Below are 19,174 nucleotides of genomic sequence, written 5' to 3'. Positions count from 1 at the left end.
TCTTGATCCTAGCTCATTAAGTCAATTGAGCAGCTTGGATTTTCTTAGTATCAACTTGATCAGCTTCTTTAGTATATTCGCCCATCTTGTCGAAGTTTAAGTATTTGTAGATGTCAGCAGCAGCACTGTCGATTTGCGACGCGTACTGTTGATATTCTTCTGGGCTTGGTAATTTACCAAGAACAGCAGCTACAGATGCAAGCTCAGCAGAAGCCAAGTAAACGTTTGCACCTTGACCTAAACGGTTCGGGAAGTTACGAGTAGAAGTCGATACACATGTAGTGTTCGGTGCTACACGTGCTTGGTTACCCATACACAATGAACAGCCCGGCATCTCTGTACGCGCACCAGCACGACCATAGATGTTATATAAACCTTCTTCCATCAATTGGTGCTCGTCCATACGCGTTGGTGGAGCCAACCATAAACGAGTAGACAATGAACCGCTTGGTACTTTGTCAAGTAACTGACCCGCAGCACGGAAGTGACCAATGTTGGTCATACAAGAACCGATGAATACTTCATCAATTTTGTCGCCTTGAACGTCAGAAAGAAGTTTCGCGTCATCTGGATCGTTCGGGCAGCAAAGAATTGGTTCTTTGATGTCAGCAAGATCGATTTCGTAAACTTTTAAGTATTCTGCATCAGCATCCGCTTTTAACAAGCTTGGGTTGTCTAACCACTTCTGCATGTTTTCAGCACGGCGCGCCATAGTACGAGCATCGCCATAACCTTCTGCGATCATCCACTTTAACATGGTGATGTTAGAACGTAGGTATTCAGCAACTTTCTCTTCAGAAAGTGTGATTGAACAGCCAGCAGCAGAACGCTCAGCAGATGCGTCAGAAAGTTCAAATGCTTGCTCAACAGTCAAGTCATTTTCCATTTCTGATAAATCGATCTCAAGGATGTTACCAGAGAAGATGTTTTTCTTACCTTTCTTCTCTACAGTTAAGTCACCAGCTTTGATCGCGTAGTAAGGAATTGCATGTACAAGGTCACGTAAGGTGATACCAGGCTGCATTTTACCTTTGAACTTAACAAGTACAGATTCAGGCATATCCAGTGGCATAACGCCAGTTGCAGCTGCGAACGCAACAAGACCTGAACCCGCTGGGAATGAAATACCGATTGGGAAACGAGTATGTGAGTCACCACCAGTACCAACAGTATCTGGAAGTAACATACGGTTTAACCAAGAGTGGATAATACCGTCACCCGGACGTAAAGATACACCACCACGGTTCATGATGAAGTCAGGTAATGTATGGTGAGTTGTTACGTCAACTGGTTTTGGATACGCAGCAGTGTGACAGAAAGACTGCATCACCAAGTCAGCTGAGAAGCCCAAGCACGCTAAGTCTTTTAACTCGTCACGAGTCATAGGACCAGTTGTATCTTGAGAACCAACAGTTGTCATCTTAGGTTCACAGTAAGTACCCGGACGGATACCTTGACCTTCAGCTAAACCACATGCACGACCAACCATCTTCTGAGCTTGTGTAAAGCCTTTACCAGTGTCAGCAGGTTGTACTGGCGTACGGAATAAAGTAGAAGGTGCAAGACCTAATTCTTCACGTGCTTTCGCAGTTAAACCACGACCAATGATCAAGTTAATACGACCACCCGCACGTACTTCATCTAAAAGTACAGGCGTTTTAAGCTCAGCTTCTGCAATTTGTGCACCGTCTTTGAATGCAGTAACTTTTGCAGCAGTATGATCAATTTTCAATACAACTTCGTCGCCCATGTTCATGTTAGCAACGTCGATTTCTACAGGTAATGCACCTGCATCTTCCATTGTATTGAAGAAAATTGGAGCGATCTTAGAACCTAAGCACACACCACCATCTTTTTTGTTTGGAATGTGTGGAAGTTCGTCACCGAAGAACCAAAGTACAGAGTTAGTTGCAGATTTACGGCTTGAACCCGTACCAACAACGTCACCCACGTAAGCAACTTGGTTGCCTTTCGCGATCAATTCTTTGATTTGGTTTAATGGACCAACTTCACCTGGTTTTTCAGGATTGATACCGTCACGCTCGTTTTTCAACATTGCATTTGCGTGTAATGGGATATCTGGACGGCTCCAAGCGTCTTGAGCTGGAGACAAGTCATCAGTATTGGTCTCACCTGTTACTTTGAACACAGTGATTTTGATTTCTTCTGGAACGTCAGCACGGCTTGTGAACCATTCTGCTTCAGCCCAAGATTGTAAAACAGCTTTAGCCGCAGCATTGCCTGCTTTTGCTTTGTCTGCTACGTCATGGAATGCATCAAATACAAGAAGAGTTTTCTTTAATGCTTCTGCTGCTAATTCAGCAAGTTCAGCATTGTCAAGAAGTTCAACTAAAGGAGCAACGTTATAACCACCAAGCATCGTACCTAGTAAGTAAACTGCACGCTCTTTAGTTACAAGTGGAGAAGTTGCTTCGCCTTTTGCTAGAGCAGCCAAGAAAGCAGCTTTAACATACGCAGCTTGGTCAACACCTGCTGGAACACGGTTTTCAAGCAAATCTACTAAAAATGCTTCTTCGCCTGCTGGTGGATTTTTTAATAAAGTTACAAGTTCAGCAGTTTGAGCATCATCAAGCGGCTTCGGTGGGACTCCGAGTGCGGCACGTTCTTCAACGTGTTGGCGGTAAGCTTCTAGCACAGTGTTATTCCTCTTTTTTAAAAAATTACTTGTAAGTTCCAGCTTGCTACAAGCTTTACAAGTAATATGGACAGCAAAATTTTACTAGACTTCGCGTTAAAAGTTAATGCAACTACCGTATTTCTACGTGATGCCCATTATTTTATAGCGAAATGTTCATCTCTTTTGAATACCGCTTTGGTCTTAGATCAAAGCTTAATAAAACAACAAATTACATGCAGAAAAAAAGACAACTGAAGTTGTCTTTCAAATGAACCTATTAAAATGATTTATACTTTGGTAGCTTATCATGTGGTGTTGCTAAGCATTGCGCTGTAAATTTTTGCTTCAACTGTTCACGTTCTGCATCAGGATTTGCCTTGAGCTGGTCAACAGGTAACGCATATACCGTCTCAATAATTTCAAAAATAAATTTACGTGTTGTTTCATCTTCAATTTTAGTCGCATGTTCTATTGCTTGCTTGTGTTCAATTCCATTTTGGCGATCTAAAGTAATTGAACGTGCTGCATTCCCCACACTGACACAATAACCATGCCACTGTTCTGCCGGAGTTAATGGTTTTTTATCTGCACAAGCAACGAGAACCAAACCTATTGCAATCAATAAAACTTTCTTCATCATCATACTGCGACTAATTTGATGCACACATCATACTGAAAGTTGTTCATTTTGCAAAAAAGAAGCGTTTAAATCGGTATGAGCTGCAATAAAATAATACAAATCATTTACTGCATCGCATGCTATTACCCATTTTCTGACATTTACCGCCTATAGAAGAAAGATACGTTGTGCCTGCAACTAAATTATAAGGTTTACCTTTCGCATCCCAACATCTTACACCATTGCAATTCTTCACAGGGATCAGTGCTTCACTCGCGGCTGTAATGGTTACATTTGAGGTTGCAGTAGTTGTACCTGTTGATTTCGCAGTTTGTGTCGTTACCGTTGGAACATTTTTTTGTTCTTTGTTATTGGCCACAGAAACATTTATCGCACTGGGAGTTGTCACCGTTGTATTTATATTTTTTTTAGTTGGATCAAGTTGAGGATCTTGCTTCTGAGTGGGCGGTGGTGTTGCAGAATAAGTCGTTACCCCTTTCGAATCGACCCATTTATAATACTCTTTTGCATGTGCTTGGAATGTAAAGCTGAGCAATATTAAGCCTATAGTTGCCAAAAGTTGACTTAAAGTGACAGGTTTCATTCACTATCTCCAAAAAATGTCATTAATCTATATATTTTTCAATAACTTATTTTTATTTTAACATATTTTTAAAAATATCTAGCATAAAAAAACCTGCTTTATTTTCATAAAACAGGTTTTCTAAAAAAGCTTTAAAAGCGCCAGTTATAGAATACGTCAATGGCTCGCTCTAAAGATTGACTTGCTTCTAAGTATAAACGGCGATTCATTTGATAACGCAAGGTCAATTTATTTACAGGTGTAAACACGCCTATACCATAACGAATAAACAGGTCTGGCGTGATATAGCCCGTTAAACTCACTTGGGTGTCATCACCTGTACCCTGTGCATCAAGTGCTAAACCACTGAGACCAAATGTTCGACCAATCTGATTCGTTAACGCGCGCGTTCCTCCTAAGCCCATACTGATGCCTGCGGCTGCAATGGTATTATTTACATCAGATTTAAAGCCTTCTGTATTACTTAGGCCGCTACTTCCTTCATTGATACGACCTGTAACTAGCGCATTCAATGCTTCTTGTTCAGATAAACCTGCATCATTATAAATTTGAACATTTGGAACGGTTGCTGTCCCAGTAACACGCAAACCAACCATACTACCTTGGACTGATTTATTCGCATCAATATCAAGTGTTGGATTCGCAAGTGGACCATTAAAACGTGCGATTGCTCGGTTCAAATCTAAGCTTTGACCATAAGCTTCAATCTTCACTTTCTGACTTACACCAATTGCACCATTTGCTCGCATTGCAGTTTCTAAACCACGTTGTGATAAATGCAAGCGACCAACCAATGGAATATTACTTTCAAAACCTTGGAAGATCACTTGATTACCCAATGTCAGTGTCATATCCGCACGAATATCCCACGGTTTAGCTGCTTTCAATGTCGCAAGCAAATCTTGTCCTTGCTGTACGACTCGTACATCTGGTGAAATATTTACAACTGGTGCAGTAGTCTCTGGCATTGAAATACGAGCACGTGGTACATCAATCGTTCCTCTTAAACTCAATTGTTGTTTAAATGGGTAAACATCCAAATTTAAATCTGGTTGCACGATTGCGGTAATCATCGGCGCTTGTCGAATTAAAAGATTATCGCCTTTCAAGCTAAGCGCGAGATGAGGATCTTCTTTCCAATCAAAGCTACCTTTTAATCGCCCAACCCCTTGTCCACTGTTGAACGCACCATCAATACTTGCTGAATCTTGTCGAATAGACGAATAAAGCTGAATGTTGTTTAGATTTACAGGCAGTGAAATCATACTAATTGCACCATTTTTTAAGCGCATTTCACCTGTAAATTGTGGTTGAGTCAGTGTGCCATTAATTTTTCCAGCCAGTGCTAATGTACCCGCCATTGAACGTACATCTTTAATAAATGGCTTGAATACTTTGAGTTGTACATCATCAAAAGCAACTTCACCACGCATTGGCATTCCATTTTGAAATGGATTCACGATCACGTTAGCGTAACCTGTACCAATGTCTGGTGTTTTCATATCCACACGGAATAACAAGCCATCATTGACACTTTTCGCGATTAAGCTCAATTCATCATAGGTAACTGTGGTCGCAATATCTTGAGGATCATCAGGTGCAAGGCCCAATGCCCCTTTGCGTGTGACTAAACTTGCATCTAGTTTTGGGCGACTACCTTTAGCCCACGAAGCTCGAGCATAACCATTGAGTTGACCAGTAACTGCTAAACCTTCTGGCATAAATACCGCAAAATCATTTAAATCTAGATCTTTGGTAACAACTGAAAAATTACCTTTATTTTGGCTAATACGTGCCGATTGATCTAAACAAACCTGACTATGCAGACTTTGCCAACAATGCTGTCCAATATAAAGTTCAGATTGGGCTGTAGAATAAATGATCGCTGCGCTTTGATTTTGTACTAAATCAATACGGCGTGATTTAAAGTGACCTTTTTGTAATTGTCCTAACCATTCATTGTTCTGATTGAAACCACCTGCAAGCTGCACATAAAAATTAGATTGGCGATTATTACTTTCAACTTTTAATATATGTGCTTTGCGCGTACCACCCAAATTAATCATTGCATTTTCTATTTCACGATTACCACTACGTAAATGATCAACTTTGGCAACTAATAATGTAGGTGTTGCTTCAGAAGTAGGCAATTCACCTTGAATACGTAAAGATCGAATACTCGCCAATTCATTAAATGCAAAATTATCCACGGCAATATTGGCTGTTGCTTTTAAACGTGGTTGTGATTGAACGTTTAAAACGCCGTAGGCACGACCTTGCAAACCCGGATAAAGTTCATACAAGGCTGGAGCATTCAGTTTCACTCTTAAACTTTGTGCATTGCCTGTGGCTTGTAACTGGTTTTGAGCATAGGCAAAAAATAAGTTATTGGCTTCAAACTGTTGCGGTAAAAAACCTTTCTGATTGGAGTCTAACAATAAAGTAAGATTGCCACGACCACGAACAGGTTTATTATTGAGAAAACCTGCCGCGTTTAAATCCCGAATATCAATGCGCTTAAGCTTTTCAGACCAAACACCTTGTGTTTTAATATGCCCTGAGAGTTCACCTTTAAGAGTTGAAACAAAATACTGTGGTTTGAAGCGTACTAAAGATGCATTGATATCCCAACCAAGTTTATCTTTTAGATTCACAGCACCTGTAGCAAAAATCTTACCTGCCACACCATCATGTTTTAACTCATTAATTTTTATATATTCTGGTGTTCCTGCCACGTTGATTTTCAACAATCCATTGCCTTGATTTAATGCATTTAATGAACCATTGTAGCCAACAGCAAAGCTTTTAAAACCTCCACCAGACTTCTGATCATTAAACATTAATGCGGCTGTACTTTTGCCTTTTAATGCAACGGTTTCTATACGATCTGACTGAACAATTTGACCTTTTAAATCAATACGATCAAGTTGAATGATTTGTTGATTCGGTTTTGCAAAACCAGTTGCTTTAATATCGCCATTTAATAGATTAACAGGTGCAGTAGCAACGACTGTTTGTGGATTGAAATTCTCGGCTTTAAGCTGAGCCTGCCACGCTAACTGTTGCTTTTCAGTAGGTAATTTAACTTTTGCTTGCCCCGACAAACTCCCTTTCGCAGCCTGATAACGAAAGTTTTCAACATTCAGCAGATTTGATTTTATATCAAGACGGGCATCATATTTACCTGTTGGTAATAATGCTTTCTCATGAGGTTTCACTGTTGTAGAAACATAGATATCTTGTTGACCTTGTTTTAAGGCGATGTCGGTATGACCGTCTTCGCTACTCAACCAACCAATATAAGGGACTGCCCGATCTATATTTTTCCATGCCACATTTAGCAGCATCGGCTGCGGTTTGTGATCTTTCGATGCAGCTTGATTGAGTTTAACAGCCCAAGTTTCATATTTATCAAAAGCAAGCTGTGCACTTAAAGCCAAACCTTTTTCCATAGACCCTGATGAACTTAAATTAGCATCTAAATTAGGCGGTAAAAAATCCTGTGCGATTTGCGGAACAGTTTTATCTTTAGGGTTTAAATGATCCAAACGACCTTTAATATCCCATGAAACATGTTCATGCCAATTGACTAAACCTTTGAGCGCAATAGATCCACCCATTAATTGACCATTAAAGTCTTGAATATTCAATTGATTCTTTAGATCTGTCTCCATTAAAGCATTGTATTTACCTTCGGGGATTTGCTCACCTGTCAAATCGGTATCTAGATTTAGGAACAATTTTTGAATATCACCGCTAAATCTTGCCACACCATCTTTGGCAAATAATTTCTGTTCTTGCAACAAAGGTAAATGATAATTTTTAAAAAGCAGTTCGCCTTGCATCGGTACGTGATCACGCACTGGATGTATAACAGCCCAACCCGTTAATAAATCTGGAGTCTGTGTTGCGATACCTGCTTTTAATGTATCTAAAGATCCCGCTGCAACAACTTTAATAGTATGAATATTTAAAGTTTTTAACGATGGAATAATTAGATCTGCTTTCGCATTAATTGGATATTTACCACTAAAATCCATTTTCCCTGTAGCATGTTGCACTGCCAAATACCCCATATCCATTTTTGAGTCTTTAAACTCTAATTTGGTTCCAGACCATAGGGCATCTTTCAAGTAAATATCATTAAAACCAACTTTCGATGTTTGAGTTTTAATCTCAAGATGGTCAAGAGTTGCTTCATCTACACGCAATACGAATGGAAGTTTGATTGCATCAAAGGCAAATGGTTTACCTGAAGGCGGTTTTTTGTTGATCACTCTCAGATTACGTACATCAGCATGACTTAAATGTATTTCTTTATTTAAGATTGCGCGCCAACCAAGAGAAACATCAGCACGATCCAAAGTAACATCTACAGCTTTTAATTGAACTAAAACATTCTTAAGGATGATTCCTCTGAGTAAATTTCCACCCTCATATTCATAACGAATCATTTTTTGGCTTTGCAGTACCCGATCTAATAAAAAACGACTGCCTTTGTCGGTAGAAATCATAACGATTAAAGAGCTAACCAATAACAAAAGTATGATCGACAAAATTAACGCAACACTTCTCATGATGCGTCGTTCTGATCTTGGTCCAACTGGTGGCGTTAGTTGCGGTTCTACTTCCGTCATAATCAACCTAAAATTGTTTGAGCTTTTCTAAAGGATGTTTTTAAATTATTAAAGCTGTGAGCCGATGAAAAAATGTAATCGGATCGGGTTATTGTCATTGGAAATACCAGATGCCACATCAAGCCGTATTGGTCCTATTGGTGATCTCCAACGGATACCCACTCCAATACTATATTCGGTTGGATTACTAAACTGTTTGTCATAGGCATTACCAAAATCAGAGAAAATTGCTGCTCGCCAACCATCTTTAAACTGATAATTGTACTCTAAAGATCCTACACCTAAAGCTTGTCCACCGATTTTAAAACCGTTCTCCTCTGGTGAAAGACTTTTGTAATCGAAACCGCGTAAAGACTGGTCTCCACCTGTAAAGAAACGGAGGTTATAAGGCACTTTTTTAAAATCATCTGTGAAAATATAACTAGTGTCAGCTCGACCTACAAATTGGTGATTTTCATTTTCACCCAATGAATAAATAAAACGCCAGCCGCCTGTCAAAATTGCCATATTTGCATTTGAGAATAATGACTCTGTCCCTAATTCAAGCTTGTAGGTTTGCTTAAAGCCTTTAGTTGGATTCAAGCGAGAATTACTATTGGTCTTAGAAAGTTCATATCCAAATAACAAGGACTCTTGTTCCGAATCAATCCCTGATACTTTAAAAGCATCAGGTAATTCATTGATATCAATATCACCTTTTTTAGTTAGACGATCTAAACGGTAACGTAAACCAATGATATGTTGCCAATCACCCAAAGGATTTTTAATAACACGTTCACCACCTAAAACAGCGGACTCAACCAATAAATTAATATCTGGGCCAATGTCATTGCGCTCTTCGCGCTCGTAACCACCCACAAGGTTAAAGTAATCGTTGAGTGGATGTTTATAAGGGATGCTGTATCGCCCATCTATAGATTGACGAATTTGTGACACCTCAATATTGGCATCAAATGCATGGCCATATTTATTCACAATTGCTCGTCTGTATTGACTACGCACACGAGCACCCGTGTCTGTACCGTAACCAATACCAGTTTCTAAACTATTCAAACGATCTGCATTAAGCGTGACTACGACTGGAATTTTTTTCTCAATTCTCGTTTGCTCTTCTAATTTATGGCGTTCATCTTCGTCATCATCATGTTCATGTGATAAGGGCATAGAGCGTGCTAGAGCATAGGCTTGAGGGGGTTGACCTCCAGAGAATTGTGTTTCATCAACGACATTTTGCGTCACTTCTTGGGCAGAAGTTACTTTTTGTCTTGCCAATTCTGCTTTCTGTTGACTATTTAGCAATTGGGATTGTTGGATTTTCTGTTGATCGACTAAAGCTTGAAGATCTGGCGCTAACTCTATAGTAGGCTGAACTGGGTCAGGTTTAATCGTATCTACCAATGTGTAATTAAAGTAACGTGTATTCGTTAAGTTATTTGCTAAGGCATTTACACGCCAAAATGCATAGTCATCACCCTCTTTCCAAGGTGCCAAACTATCTAAAACTTTTTGAGTTAAAGGCAATGGCTTAGTTGGATCGCTCATACGATACTCAACTTGTTTAAGTTTATATCGCTCACCCGTCTCATATTTTAGATTAATTTCAGCTACTTTTTCTGGCTGGCTAATTTTGACATCATGCAAACGCCAATAACTATCAAAAAAACCGTTATCTGATGCGGCATTCACTATCTTTGTTTTTGTTGTTTCATATTTACCGTGATTAAAAATGTCCCCTTTGTCTTGTTCTGGGATCAAACGTAAAACTTGGAATTGAGGCAAGTTTTCACCCGCACCAGAAAATTCAATATTTTGCTCTTTAATACGGACGGGTTCATTCGGTGTCACAATGACTTTAACTTTATTATCACTTACCCGTTCAAATTTATACGTGGCATTATAATAGCCTACAGCTTGTGCAGCCTGATTGGTCAACACTCTTAATTGAGGTAAAGCAACGTTAAAGTCTTCAAAAGATTCTTGAGTAAAACTTGATAATTTTGCTTTTATATTTGCAGCCAACGCAGGAGGAGCACCAGTTACATCAGCGGTAATACGCGGAATTTTCTCTGCACCCATCAAGGTATCTGGGTGAAAACGATTCCATATTTTTCGGAAGAACCCGACTTTTTCTTTAGGCTGATCACTTTGTGTTTGAAACTCTGGTAATGTCCGACCCGTTTCATTTGCTTCAACGACAATCTTACTGTCGGTTTGAATGTCTTGCATCAGCCGATTAATATCCACTGGAGCCTTAGTAATTTCTATCAGTTCAGGCTGTGAAATGTCATTAACAACTGTTGGCGGATTTTTTGACGTACTTTCTCGATAAGCTTGGGCCTCATTTTTTGCACTCTCAGCCTCACGAAAAATTTCATTTGCCATTGTTTGATCAACAGGGATAACTGGCAAATTTTCTAAATTATCATCAAGCTGAATCGGTTTTAATTCATTAATCTGATTATTAGACTGCTCTTGCTGTTTCAATGCCAACAAGCTGTCTTGTTCGGCTTGATTAACAAGAGACTGATTTGTACTGCTTGATAAAACAGTTGATGTGTCCTCAATATTTTGATCAGATTTAACTTGATTCAAAGACTGTTGGTCTACGGTTTTATTATTTGATGTATCTGTTAATTGTTCTTGCGCACAAGCAGCTGATATACAAGAAGTAATTAAAAAAGTGCTACAAATAAGTTTAGGAAAGCTCTGCATTTTAAATATTAAATGCATAGAATGAACCAACGTTAACTGTTTAAAATTAGCTTTAGATGACATGTAGAACTCTAAACTTATTTTTAATTTATCATTTGTGACTGGTGAAAATACTTCAAATCTTTGATTTTCATCCAATCAAAGATTTGAAGTATCATACATGCATTTTGTAGCATTTTTACAGTACGTCACATTTTTTTATAAAACACAATGAAGTGAACACACGATGAAACAAGATGAGCGCTTAATGACATCACGTCGGTTTGCACCGATGTTTTTCACTCAGTTTTTTGGAGCCTTAAATGACAATGTTTTTAAGCAAGCTCTACTTTTAGTGATCACTTATGGTTGGATCCAGCAACAAAGTGCTCCCGTCAGTACACTCAATAATCTAGCTGCCTTATTATTTATCTTGCCTTACTTTTTCTTTTCTGCAACTGCTGGGCAAATTGCTGATAAATATGAAAGATCTCAACTCATTCGCTTTATAAAAATATTAGAAATTATCATTATGTTGATTGGAACCGCAGGGTTCTTGCTTGGAAATTTATGGTTACTACTTTTTGCATTATTTCTGATGGGGACACACTCAACTTGTTTTGGTCCAATCAAATATGCAATTTTACCAGAAATTCTAAAACAAGAAGAATTGATGTCTGGTAATGCACTTTTCCAATCAGGTACATCGATCGCAATATTATTAGGAATGATTCTTGGAGGTGCAGTCATTGCATCATCGGAAGGAAACTTATTGTGGATTAGTGTCACTGTTGTCATCATAGCTTGCTTAGGCTATTTATGTAGCCGATTTATTTTACCTCAAAAGGTTGCAGCGCCAGATTTACAAATTGACTGGAATTTTTTTCGTACAAGTTTTCAAACTTTAAAATATGCTAAAAGCCTTCCAATCATATTTATTGTTTTGCTCGGTAATTCTTGGTATTGGTTTTATGGCGCAACCTATTTAACTCAAATTCCTCAATTGACCCAACAAAACCTGCATGCTTCTGAAAACGTTGTCAGTCTACTCCTCACCTTTTTCTCTGTTGGTATTGGTGTAGGTTCTTTGCTGTGCAGACGTATCGGTGGTACAGAGATCAATATTAAAATGGTACCTTATGGTGCGATTGGGTTAACGATCTTTGCTTTGTATTTAGCAGCGAGTCTCTCTTTTGTTCCTGAACGAACTGGCGATTTACTGAGTTTAAAAGATATTTTTACCCAAGGTGCCGTGTACTATCATGTCATGCTTGCCGTGACTTTATTAGGTATTAGTGGTGGATTTTATATTGTGCCGCTATATGCAATGATGCAAGCTTACTCACCACGTTCTCACCGTGCGCGTGTTGTAGCCGCAAATAATATTCTAAATGCTGTATTTATGGTTTCTTCTGCAGTTTTCTCAATTTTAATCTTAAGCGTTTTAAAAATTGATATTAAAATATTATTTACGATTACTGCAGTTTTAAGTGCAATTTTCTCATTTTGGTTATTAAAGCGTTTAAAACCGTTGTTAGAAAATGCACCCTATACTTTAGAGGATTAATATATGCGTCATTTTACAGGTATCGATAAACTTATTAATTCTTTTGATCATGCTTTGCGTAGCTTGGTGCCAGGGGCAACTGCTGCTCAGCGATCTAATCCAGCAAATTCAGAACCTTCACAATTATGTGTTAGCGATGCTCGCCATGTAGCAGGTTTAATGCGTGTCAATCATAGTGGCGAAGTCTGTGCGCAAGCGCTTTATCATGGTCAGGCGCTCACTGCAAAACTCCCCCATGTTCGAGAAGAAATGCAACAAGCTGCGATAGAAGAACAAGATCATCTCGCTTGGTGTGAAGATCGTTTAAGAGAATTAGACAGTCATACGAGCGTACTCAATCCAATTTGGTATGGTTTATCTTATGGTATGGGCGCAATAGCAGGTATTGCAGGTGACAAATATAGCTTAGGGTTTGTCGCTGAAACTGAACGCCAAGTCAGCCAACATCTACAGGAACATATTCAACAACTTCCATCTCATGATGATCGTTCACGTAAAATTTTAGAACAAATGAATGAAGATGAATTACACCACCGCGATACAGCTTTAAAGGCTGGAGGTGTTGATCTACCTGTACCTGTGCGTATTACCATGACAGCTATATCAAAATTAATGACTAAAACCAGTTATTATTTATAAATAAAAAAGGGGAAATTGTAACTTCATCATTCCCCTTTTTTTATTACTTCAATCAATTTAAATAATTCTATTTAAAAATTAGCGCAACCCACGTTCAGCTTTAAAACGTTCCAAATTTCGAACTGCATCTTGATAACGTGATTGAACTCTGCTGCTATTGATGCGCAAATCATATAAACGTTTTCTATAATCATCACGATCCTTAACAGATAAGTCTTTACGCTCTAACTCTTTTAAATAATAGTTAATATCATTTTGTGAGCGATCAAACTCCGCGTTTGCTTGGTAGTAGCCATTTGCAACTTGATAATATATTCGCAAAGACTCACGTTTGTCTAACGGACAAATACGAAAATCACCACGCCCTTCTAACGCTTCATTAAAAATGGTTTCTGGTCGGCAGTAATAGCCCAAACCTTTTTGGTAACCTTGTTCATAAAGCTTTTGATTCGGCACAATATTGGCTTTTTGACAAGAAGAATAATATTTATCTAATCGAGATTCCTGTCCTGCTGCACCATCTTTTTCTCCAACATTAAACCAATTTGCAGTTTTACATTGTTCAACACTCATGGCAGCACAGCCTGAAAGTAAAATTGTAAAACCTACTAACAATGAAATTTTATTCATGGAATATTGTTCCTATTATTATAGTGTTAGATAGAAATAACGGGATAAGAATTTTTCCTATCGTAATCTAAATCTGGAATCTGCCACAAATCATAAAGTGGAATTTTAACATCTAAGGCTAATGGTAACTTTTTTGGATTAAATTGCATATCTTCTAAAGTCTCCCCCCAAGCAATCACATCAATATCCAAGCTAATATTATGTGATGGACGAACTCGACCAGATTGTGCTTCTAAGTTTTTCAGGGTTTCAGTGATCTCATCAACATTCAGTCGACTTTTTAATAAACAAGCTGAATTCCAATAATCGGCACCAACACGATCCCGACATGGGATTCTATAAATTGAAGAAAATTCCACTATACCTAAGCTTAATATCTGTTGATAAGCAAAAGTGAAATTTTGTTTTTGTTTGAGGTTACTCGCCAATGCGAGCGCAAAAATTGTTTCTGTTGCGTTCAAGGCGAATTCCTACTGCATTGGCTTGTGCAATGATGGCGGGTTTGCGAATGGTGATACTGATCGATTCGATCGTGGGGAAAGTCGTAAATAAACATTCAAGTACCAATTGTGCGGCGTGCTCAATCAGTTTCGGTTTAGCCTCGTGTATAACTTGGGCTGCAAGCTCACAGATTTGCGCATAGTTCAGCGTATCTTCTAGCTCATCTGATTGCGCAGCTTGAGTTAGATCATTATGAATGGTGAGATCTAGCATCAAAGGTTGAATAATTTGGCGTTCCCAGTTGAAACAACCAACCACAGTATCCACCTTCAACCCTTCAATTATAATGGCATCCATAATGACCTAATGAACCGATAAATAAATTAATGCTTTAAAAACGAAGCAGGTTCAATATTGTGAACCATTTTCAAACGTTGGTCAGCATAAATATCAGTATATGGTGCAAGAACACGCATGAAACGATCAAAATATAACATTTGCTTAAATAATAATGCGAAGTCACGTGGGAATTTAATGCCATGACGTTCACCCACGCCAATCATATCCATCATGATATCATTGAGATCAGCAGGATTAGAACTCAGAATTTCTTGAGGATCTGCCAATAGAACACCACTAAACAAACGCTCTAAATCATCAGCAAGCACTTGAGTATCAATTTTCTGATGGGTCATCCCCATCTTAAGCATGTTCTCAGCCATAGCAGTGTAATTGGTATGCTGTAATGCATCCATAAATGCCATACATGCTGTCCAAACCTCAGGATTCAGTTGTCCAACAATCCCAAAATCAATAAAACCAATACGACCATCTTCAAGTAACATCAGATTTCCAGCATGTAAATCGGCATGGAAACTCTTACATAACATGAGACTACCAAACCAAGTGTTCATCGCAGTAATCAGAACTTGTGTTGGATCTTTGGCATATTTTTTAACAACATCAAAATCAGTTAATGACACCCCGTACAAGCGCTGCATAGTAAGTACACGGCGTGTTGAAAATTGATGATAAACTTTTGGTGCAGTGGCAGCCTGATTCCCAGAAACATTCAAGTATTGAATAAAGTCATCCAGATTCTGTGCTTCTTCAATAAAATCAACTTCACGTACCATACGTGTTTTGATCTCATCCACAATTTCAGAAAGCGATACAAACTTGATTTTTGGCACAGCTTTTTCTAAAAGTTTTGTCGCCCAATGCACCACATTTAAATCAGTATATAAAATCGTCTCTACACCAGGTTTTTGCACCTTTAATACCACATCTTCACCCGTAACTAGTCGAGCTGCGTGGACTTGTGCAATTGAAGCTGAAGCTAGTGGCTTTTCATCGATAAAACCAAAAATTTCATTCAGATTACGGCCTTCAAATTCTTCAGCTAATACTTGTTGGATATAGCTAAATGGTAAGGTTGGCGTTTGATCTAAACAGCCTTGGAATTCCTGAACATATTCACGAGGGAATAAAGACGGCGTACTGGCAATAAATTGACCCAGTTTGATATAAGTCGACCCAAGTGACTCAAAGGTCTCACGCATGAGTTTTGCATTACTTGGTTTCTCAGTTGCATATTTCACACCTGCTTGTGCTGCAACCACCACTGTTTCACCAATACGTGCAACAGATCGTAATCCATCGAATAAAATATTTCTTTTCATAATCTTTCTTGCCTCACAGATGGCATTAGTTTAGCAAATTTTGCTCAATTTACCGATCAAGTTGCCTGACAAACTGGACAATTTACATCTTTTTCAAATTTAAGAATGCGTTGCGATAGATTTAAGCCGTACCAAAGCAACAATTTTTGCTTGAGTGGCGTCAGACCAAGCCCTAAAAACAGTAAAGTGTGATGTGCTTGTAATGACGCTATCATTACAGGTGTAGTTGCCAATACGCCAGACTCTGCACAGCGTAGACCTTCATTGGCATGTTCTTCTTTTGGAAAGAGACATTCATAACAAGCTGAATCAGCATCCACCATAAACATCTGCCCTTCAAAACCAATGGCTGACGCACTGATAAGCGGTACTTGATGCTTTTTACACACCACATTGACCAGATAACGGGTCGTAAAATTATCGCAGCCATCTAAGACTACATCTTGATGCTGTACAAGTTCATCAGCATTCGTTTCATCGAATCGTATATTTTGATAGCTGACCTGTATATGCGGATTAATGTCTTTTAGATGCTTTGCCAGTATTTCGGCTTTGTATCGACCTAAATCTTTTGTCGTAAAGGCAATTTGTCTTTGCAGATTACTCAATTCAATCGTATCGGCATCGACAATGGTAATTTTACCCACACCTGCACGTGCCAAAAGTTCGGCACTGGTACAACCAATTCCGCCAGCTCCGATAATCAGCACATTGGCGAGTTTTAATTTTTCTTGTGCTTCGATATCCCAACCATCTAATAAAATCTGACGACTATAGAGATGCATTTCCTCATTGCTTAGCTCAAATTCGTTTTCTAAATGGTCTGACACGTGACTTGCTTCTTTATCATCAAGGGTAATGCTGATTTTAAGTCGATGTAGGATTTGAGGAAAGTAATAAATTAGAACGAACAATGTTTTCTTTTGACAAAAAGCTATTTTTACCCCAATATTTTTCTTACTCTTTAACAGCTTAATAAAATCAATAAGTTACAATTTGGATCAAAACTTTGGGTATTTACTCATTTTTCTTGATAAACCTATGTTTTAGATTATTTTATTGATTCTATTTTACTGTTCACTGCCGTATAGGCAGCTTAGAAATTATCTTAATGGTGGTCAAGTACAAGATTATCGTTCACTGCCGTATAGGCAGCTTAGAAAGCCTACCGATGTTATGCGTAATGCTAAAAATCGTTCACTGCCGTATAGGCAGCTTAGAAAGTTCATCGGCAGAATAAAAATAAATTAAAATAGTTCACTGCCGTATAGGCAGCTTAGAAAAAGAAAGTTAAAATTCAGGATATGTCTTGCTTTGTTCACTGCCGTATAGGCAGCTTAGAAATTTGCCGTTTTCGTTGTACAAATAATCCCACTGTTCACTGCCGTATAGGCAGCTTAGAAATTGCATCACTTTTGCCTTTATCGAGCTGTAATGTTCACTGCCGTATAGGCAGCTTAGAAATCATGTTGAACTCAAGGCAAGCCCTGCAAAAAGTTCACTGCCGTATAGGCAGCTTAGAAAAAGTAACTTGTCAACCTTTAAAAAGGGTTAATGTTCACTGCCGTATAGGCAGCTTAGAAATTTAGGGAATATTTAATGATTTACATAGATCCGTTCACTGCCGTATAGGCAGCTTAGAAATAGAAAGGCAGTCCTTCTGGTTCGATTTCTTTGTTCACTGCCGTATAGGCAGCTTAGAAATCATGCTCAAGCTTATTACGAAAAGCTTTATCGTTCACTGCCGTATAGGCAGCTTAGAAAAATAACCCCTGTAGCAAGACCAAAACGCTTTAGTTCACTGCCGTATAGGCAGCTTAGAAAGCTTGGAGTGATACCAGTCAACTTGACCAACGGTTCACTGCCGTATAGGCAGCTTAGAAAAAGAATTGATTTGGTGCAAGTCTGGTTGCCAAGTTCACTGCCGTATAGGCAGCTTAGAAAAAAAACTCCGGCCTGAACCCATGAAAGTACAGGTTCACTGCCGTATAGGCAGCTTAGAAAAATCTAAATAGAAGTCACATAAATTATTTGACGTTCACTGCCGTATAGGCAGCTTAGAAAAATGATTGTCGAGCTGTCGACACACGGTCATAGTTCACTGCCGTATAGGCAGCTTAGAAATATTGAAACAAAGTACAATACAATTTTTTGGGGTTCACTGCCGTATAGGCAGCTTAGAACCTATCCAGAATATTTTCTATGCAAAAGTAGCCTTAAAAAGGCTAAATTAATGAACTGAAGGCTCGTATTTAGGTGCTTTTCACAGTTTTTCCAAAGCCTTCTACATTTTTCTAACCAAGCAAATGATCTTTCCACAACCCAGCGTTGTGGTATGACTGCAAATTTATGTAATTCACTTCGTTTAGCAACTTCAACTCGCGCTCTGATTAAATCATTAACAGCCAAAGAAAAGGGTTCGCCTGTATAACCACCATCAACAAGTACAACCTCTACATTTTGTAAGGTGTCTCTATGTAAAGTTATGGCATCTAATGCACCTTGACGATCTGTTTTATCTGCTGTCGTAATAAATATTCCATGAGGCAGACCTTGAGTATCAACAATGATATGTCTTTTAATCCCTGAAACTCTTTTACCAGCGTCATAGCCTTTATTACGTGCGGTATCTGTGTTTTTTACACTTTGTGAATCAATGATGATAAAGCTCGTTTGTTCTTTCCGTCCATTGTTGATACGGGCCTCGCCAACCACATTTTTTTAAAGCCTGCTCAAGTATGCTAGGTTCAGTTTCTGATGGTTTTCTATTCCAAATCGAGAAGTAATAATGCACAGTGCTTTTAGGTGGAAAGTCTCGAGGAAGCATACTCCATTGACATCCACTTTTTAGAATATAGAGCAAGGCGCAAAACACTTCATAGACATCAACGACTCTTGGACGTGTTTGTTTTCTTCCGCTCAATAGTAACGGTTCAATTTCTTTAAAGGCTTCTCGACTAATGTCGCTGGGATATGGTTTTCTCATGGGGGAGAATTTAACAAATTATTTTTCCAATTGCCAAAAA

Annotated in this window: 13 protein-coding genes and 1 CRISPR repeat array; of the genes, 2 read left to right on the top strand and 11 right to left on the bottom strand. The window is 38.6% G+C overall.

All coding sequences use genetic code 11. The annotated features are described in order from the left end of the window. Window positions 1–16: 16 nt before the first annotated feature. The 5 genes from ACN19N_RS06880 to ACN19N_RS06860 form a co-directional block, all read right to left on the bottom strand. Window positions 17–2,656, bottom strand: a complete 2,640-nt coding sequence (locus ACN19N_RS06880; RefSeq protein WP_004661858.1) for a bifunctional aconitate hydratase 2/2-methylisocitrate dehydratase — start codon at window positions 2,654–2,656, stop codon at window positions 17–19. 259 nt (window positions 2,657–2,915) lie between these two features. Beyond that, window positions 2,916–3,275 carry a hypothetical protein gene (locus ACN19N_RS06875; RefSeq protein ID WP_269230434.1) on the bottom strand — a complete coding sequence of 120 codons (360 nt, stop codon included), beginning with the start codon at window positions 3,273–3,275 and terminating at the stop codon, window positions 2,916–2,918. 103 nt (window positions 3,276–3,378) lie between these two features. Next, a complete protein-coding gene (locus ACN19N_RS06870; RefSeq protein ID WP_269230221.1) occupies window positions 3,379–3,861 on the bottom strand; it encodes a DUF4124 domain-containing protein in 483 nt (160 codons plus the stop codon). A gap of 131 nt (window positions 3,862–3,992) precedes the next feature. After that, window positions 3,993–8,498 (bottom strand): translocation/assembly module TamB domain-containing protein, encoded by a 4,506-nt coding sequence (locus ACN19N_RS06865; protein ID WP_420002267.1) that lies wholly within the window; start codon window positions 8,496–8,498, stop codon window positions 3,993–3,995. 48 nt (window positions 8,499–8,546) lie between these two features. Next, entirely contained in the window at window positions 8,547–11,273 is a 2,727-nt protein-coding gene (locus tag ACN19N_RS06860; protein ID WP_420002266.1) for an autotransporter assembly complex protein TamA, read from the bottom strand. A 163-nt stretch (window positions 11,274–11,436) separates the two neighbouring features. Between ACN19N_RS06860 and ACN19N_RS06855 the strand changes: the two genes are divergently transcribed. Next, window positions 11,437–12,756, top strand: a complete 1,320-nt coding sequence (locus ACN19N_RS06855) for an MFS transporter (protein WP_420002265.1) — start codon at window positions 11,437–11,439, stop codon at window positions 12,754–12,756. A 3-nt stretch (window positions 12,757–12,759) separates the two neighbouring features. Then, window positions 12,760–13,395 carry a 2-polyprenyl-3-methyl-6-methoxy-1,4-benzoquinone monooxygenase gene (gene coq7, locus ACN19N_RS06850; RefSeq protein WP_420002264.1) on the top strand — a complete coding sequence of 212 codons (636 nt, stop codon included), beginning with the start codon at window positions 12,760–12,762 and terminating at the stop codon, window positions 13,393–13,395. A 78-nt stretch (window positions 13,396–13,473) separates the two neighbouring features. Here coq7 and ACN19N_RS06845 read toward each other — a convergent pair whose 3' ends face one another. From ACN19N_RS06845 to ACN19N_RS06820, 6 genes are all read right to left on the bottom strand, one after another. Continuing rightward, window positions 13,474–14,025: a DUF2799 domain-containing protein gene (locus ACN19N_RS06845; RefSeq protein WP_372616683.1), complete on the bottom strand. Its 552-nt coding sequence runs from the start codon at window positions 14,023–14,025 to the stop codon at window positions 13,474–13,476. Window positions 14,026–14,051: 26 nt separating this feature from the next. Beyond that, the gene (locus ACN19N_RS06840; RefSeq protein WP_420002263.1) at window positions 14,052–14,486 is read right to left on the bottom strand and encodes a 2-amino-4-hydroxy-6-hydroxymethyldihydropteridine diphosphokinase; all 435 of its coding nucleotides are present in this window, start codon (window positions 14,484–14,486) and stop codon (window positions 14,052–14,054) included. Next, window positions 14,443–14,823 (bottom strand): dihydroneopterin aldolase, encoded by a 381-nt coding sequence (gene folB, locus ACN19N_RS06835; RefSeq protein ID WP_420002262.1) that lies wholly within the window; start codon window positions 14,821–14,823, stop codon window positions 14,443–14,445. The genes ACN19N_RS06840 and folB overlap by 44 nt, the downstream gene beginning before the upstream one ends. 26 nt (window positions 14,824–14,849) lie before the next feature. Further along, window positions 14,850–16,148 (bottom strand): ABC1 kinase family protein, encoded by a 1,299-nt coding sequence (locus ACN19N_RS06830; protein ID WP_269238064.1) that lies wholly within the window; start codon window positions 16,146–16,148, stop codon window positions 14,850–14,852. Between the two features lie 56 nt (window positions 16,149–16,204). Next, complete coding sequence (locus tag ACN19N_RS06825) at window positions 16,205–16,933, bottom strand: HesA/MoeB/ThiF family protein (RefSeq protein ID WP_420002261.1); 729 nt, start codon at window positions 16,931–16,933, stop codon at window positions 16,205–16,207. A gap of 290 nt (window positions 16,934–17,223) precedes the next feature. Then, a CRISPR array of direct repeats spans window positions 17,224–18,332; the repeat unit is 28 nt; unit sequence GTTCACTGCCGTATAGGCAGCTTAGAAA. Then, a protein-coding gene (locus ACN19N_RS06820; protein ID WP_269228195.1) for an IS5 family transposase occupies window positions 18,333–19,134 on the bottom strand; the annotation gives its coding sequence in 2 pieces (ribosomal slippage) (window positions 18,333–18,869 and window positions 18,871–19,134; 801 coding nt in all). Window positions 19,135–19,174 lie beyond the last annotated feature (40 nt).

Source organism: Acinetobacter sp. LF10, assembly GCF_048585715.1.
Classification (GTDB): domain Bacteria; phylum Pseudomonadota; class Gammaproteobacteria; order Pseudomonadales; family Moraxellaceae; genus Acinetobacter.
The sequence above is the reverse complement of the archived record's forward strand: the minus strand, read 5'-3'. Positions and strand labels throughout refer to the sequence as shown.